At 73.2% G+C, this 3,782-nt stretch carries 5 protein-coding genes and 1 pseudogene; 2 read left to right on the top strand and 4 right to left on the bottom strand.

Annotated elements, in window-relative coordinates; all coding sequences use genetic code 11:
• The 4 genes from JHD21_RS21380 to JHD21_RS21365 form a co-directional block, all read right to left on the bottom strand.
• Nucleotides 1-429: Hpt domain-containing protein (locus JHD21_RS21380; protein WP_292679512.1), on the bottom strand; the 429-nt coding region annotated here is incomplete at its 3' end.
• A 142-nt stretch (nt 430-571) separates the two neighbouring features.
• Entirely contained in the window at nt 572-1,129 is a 558-nt protein-coding gene (locus tag JHD21_RS21375) for a hypothetical protein (RefSeq protein WP_292679510.1), read from the bottom strand.
• Nucleotides 1,126-1,737: a transposase gene (locus JHD21_RS21370; protein WP_292679509.1), complete on the bottom strand. Its 612-nt coding sequence runs from the start codon at nt 1,735-1,737 to the stop codon at nt 1,126-1,128. Before JHD21_RS21370 ends, JHD21_RS21375 begins: the two co-directional genes overlap by 4 nt.
• A gap of 56 nt (nt 1,738-1,793) precedes the next feature.
• A complete protein-coding gene (locus JHD21_RS21365; protein WP_292679507.1) occupies nt 1,794-2,309 on the bottom strand; it encodes a class I SAM-dependent methyltransferase in 516 nt (171 codons plus the stop codon).
• Between the two features lie 44 nt (nt 2,310-2,353).
• Between JHD21_RS21365 and dapB the strand changes: the two genes are divergently transcribed.
• The gene (gene dapB / locus JHD21_RS21360) at nt 2,354-3,100 is read left to right on the top strand and encodes a 4-hydroxy-tetrahydrodipicolinate reductase (protein ID WP_292679514.1); all 747 of its coding nucleotides are present in this window, start codon (nt 2,354-2,356) and stop codon (nt 3,098-3,100) included.
• Between the two features lie 173 nt (nt 3,101-3,273).
• Nucleotides 3,274-3,782: pseudogene (locus JHD21_RS21355) on the top strand (hypothetical protein); the annotation flags it as partial.

Here is a 3,782-nt window from a genome sequence, read left to right as displayed (position 1 = left end):
GGTCTCTGTCTGCGGGGTGGGCGCCGCGGCGGCGTGGTCGTCGTTGAGCACGGCGGTGATGACCCCGACGAGGCCGTCGACGTCGACGTCTCCCTCGGCGCCGGCGGCCTCGATCGTCGCGAGCAGCTCGCGCACCGTGTCCACCATGGCCAGCAGGACGTCGGTCGTGGCCGGGGTCAGCTGCATCTGGCCGTCCCGCAGGCGGGCCAGCAGGTTCTCGCCCACGTGCGTGAGGGACTCCAGCTTGGTGAAGGCGAGGAAGCCGCAGGTCCCCTTGATGGTGTGGATGGTCCGGAAGATGCTCGCGAGCAGCTCACGGGAACCCGGCTGCTGCTCGAGCGCGACGAGGTCGCGGTCGAGCTGGTCGAGGTTCTCGTGGCTCTCGATCAGGAACTCCTGGACGATGTCGTCCAGACCATCGGCTTCCATGCCCGGTCCTTCTCTCGCCCGCACGGTGGGGGACCAGCAGGGAGCGCTCGTGGTGTCGACAGGCCCGCGGCGGGTCGCCGGGGTGCACCCGTCAGATCGGCACCTCGGCCGACGATGTGAGCCAAACCGGTGACACGTTTGGTCAGCGGAGGACCAGCGCCACCGACCCGGCGCAGGCCGCGGCCCAGAGCACGCTGGTGAAGGTCCCGATGATGAAGCGCTCCGCGGCGCCCGTGCCGGCTCGCGTCTGCAGCTCCGCGTAGCGGCCCAGGCCTTTGATCGCGAGCACGATCGCCACGCCTTCGGGTGTGCCGCTCGCCAGGCTGGCGAAGACCGCGGCGCGTTCGAGCCCGCCGATCCAGGCACCGCCGCGCAGCACGTCGCCCGCGGACTCGATGGGAGTCGGGTCCGTCCCCTCCGGTCCTTCGGCGGCGTCGACCGCCTCGAACACCCGGGTGGTGAGGGGACCGCCGCCGACGACGGCGGCGAGACCGGCCAGCACCACGACCGCCGTCATGGTGGCGCGGCCGCTCGTGGCGAGCTCCTCGGAGACCGCCGCGAGGAGGGCGGCGCCGGCGAGGAGGGCCAGGGCGATCGGCGGCCAGATCGTCCGTCCGAACCGCGCCCAGCCGGCGACGGACGCCACGAGCGTCGCCGCCAGCAGGACGATGACCGTCTGGGTGACGGACTCGGGGTTCATGCCCCGTCTCCTGCCAGCAGCTCGGCCAGGAGGTCGGCGGCCAGCTCACGCGCGCGGCGGCCCTCGACGATCCCAGCGGCCTGCGCACGCTGGCTCACCGCGGACTGCGTGATGCCGAGGCGCTCGGCGACCTGGTCGTAGCGCAGGCCGTCGTCGGCCAGGTCGGCGACCTCCCAGCCGCGCGGCGTACGCCGGGACAGGATCGAGGCCCACAACCAGATCGTGGTCTCCAGCCAGCGCACTCGCGGGCGGTCGCCCTCCACGCGCAGGTGCCACGGACTGGACTTGGCCGCGGTCACGGCGGCGCGCGCGTGCACGTACGCCGCTCCGCGTCCGGCCCGGGTGCTGCGCGGCAGGGGGTCGTCGACCTCGCCGACACCGAGCCCGATGTTCCACGCGTTCTCCCGGAGCAGGCGCTCGAGCACCGCGGCGGCGGTGAGGGGGTCGTCGACGACTCCCTGGAACTCGTCGCCGGCGGTGCGCTCGAACGGCCTCAGCAGGCGCAGGGCGTCGAGGCCGTCCAGCCCGGAGAGGGTCGCGGGGACCCGGTCGGTGGCCCCGGCCTTGGTGGAGCCCCGCTGGTCCACGGTGAGCACGGCGACGCGCATCCGCTCAGGCTACATGAGGGAATTGCCTGAAGTCAGCAGACTTAAGGATATAACCTTCACCGTTTGCCGATGATGGCGACCACGGCGGGTGCCACGTTCTCAGCGACGGAGACCCGGAAACCGCCCGCCGCCAGGGCCGCCGACGCCTTCTCCCTGATCTCCGGGACCTGCTCGGGCCGGCTGGCGTCGTAGAAGAGGTTGACGACGCCCCCCGGCAGGACCCGCTCGTGCAGGAGAGCCACCTCGTCCTGGCACTCGCGCACCCAGAACAGGTTGACGTTGAAGGCGAAGACCTTGTGCAGCCGCTTGACGGGCACCCGCAGGGTCGCGAGGTCGATCTGGCGGACGGTGAGCCGGCCGGCGTCGACGAAGCGCTTGCAGCGCCGGCGGGTGCGGTCGACCCCCGACTCGGAGCGGTCGATGGCGAACAGCTTGCCGGTCTCCAGCCGCTGGCAGATCAGCTCTGCGGCGGCTCCGGGCCCACAGCCGATCTCCAGGACGTGGTCGCCCGGCTGAACGTCCATGAAGTCCACCGCCCACCGGATCCGGGCTGGGATCGACTGCACTGCCATGGTCCAACCTTGGCACAAGGCGGCAGCACTAGGTTGTGCACATGGTGCGACGGGTCGGGGTGCTGGGTGCCCGGGGCAAGGTCGGTTCCGAGGTGTGCCGGGCCGTCGAGTCCGCCGACGACCTCGAGCTGGTGGCCGAGATCGACGTCGACGACCCGCTCGACGCTCTCGTCTCGGCCGGCGCCGACGCGGTGGTGGACTTCACCCACCCGGACGTGGTCATGGACAACCTGCGTTTCTGCGTCGAGCACGGCATCCACGCCGTCGTCGGCACGACCGGGTTCGACGAGGCTCGGTTGGACACGCTTGCCGAGTGGCTGGTCGCCGCGCCGGAGGTCGGCGTGCTGGTCGCCCCGAACTTCTCGATCGGGGCGGTGCTGATGATGCGCTTCGCGGCGGCCGCGGCACCCTTCTACGAGTCGGTCGAGATCGTCGAGCTGCACCACCCGGACAAGGCGGACGCACCCTCGGGGACCGCGCGGCGGACGGCGCAGCTCGTGGCCGCCGCCCGCCGGGCCGCGGGGAGCCCGCCCATGCCCGATGCCACGAGCACCGGTCTCGAGGGGGCGCGGGGGGCGGACGTCGACGGCGTCCGGGTGCACGGGCTCCGGGTCCGAGGCCTCGTCGCGCACCAGGAGGTGATCCTCGGCGGGCCGGGGGAGACCCTCACGATCCGCCACGACTCGCTCGACCGGGCCTCGTTCACGCCGGGCGTGCTGACCGGCCTGCGGGCCATCGGCGGCCGGCCGGGGCTCACGGTCGGGCTCGAGCAGCTCCTCGACCTGGACTGACGACGCCCGGCGCGGCCCTGGCGGCTCCTCAGCAGCTCTGGGGGCAGCTTCTGCAGGTTCCTGCAACGCACAAACCTGCGACGCCTCCGGCTACCCACCAGTACGCGCTGCTTGCCAAGGTCACCTCACGGATCGCCCGACTCGGGGCGTGCGACACGAAGAGGTATGACCACATGCGAAGGACCATCACTCGGTCGTGGGGGCTCGGCACCGCCGCGCTGCTGGCGGCCACCGCGCTGGGCGCCCAGACCGGCAGCGCCAGCGGGACCACCGGTCCGAGCGGCAGCTCGGACCGGGCGAGCGGAGCCGTCGGCTCCGTCAGCCGCGCGGTCGACGGCACCGACCGGGCCGCCCGCGCCGCCATCAGCGGGCTCGCCGCCCACCCGCGGGACGCGCGGCACACCCAGGGCCAGCGGTTCGCGGCCCGGGACGCCGTGGTCGACCGCTCCGGCGCCACCCACGTCCGCCTGGACCGCACCTACCGCGGCCTCCCGGTCGTCGGGGGCGACCTGGTGGTCCACCAGGGGGCCGACGGGGGCTGGCTCGGGGTGAGCCAGACCCTGCGCAAGCCGCTCCGGCTCTCGACCGCGCCCAGGCTCGCCGCACCGAGGGCCACCAAGAAGGCCCTCGCCCGCTCCGCCGCCACGCGCGGCATCGCCAGGCTCCGCGCCGCGGGGAAGCC

This window comes from Nocardioides sp. (assembly GCF_016462705.1).
Classification (GTDB): Bacteria; Actinomycetota; Actinomycetes; order Propionibacteriales; family Nocardioidaceae; genus Nocardioides.
This window is presented reverse-complemented; position numbering and strand designations above follow the sequence as displayed.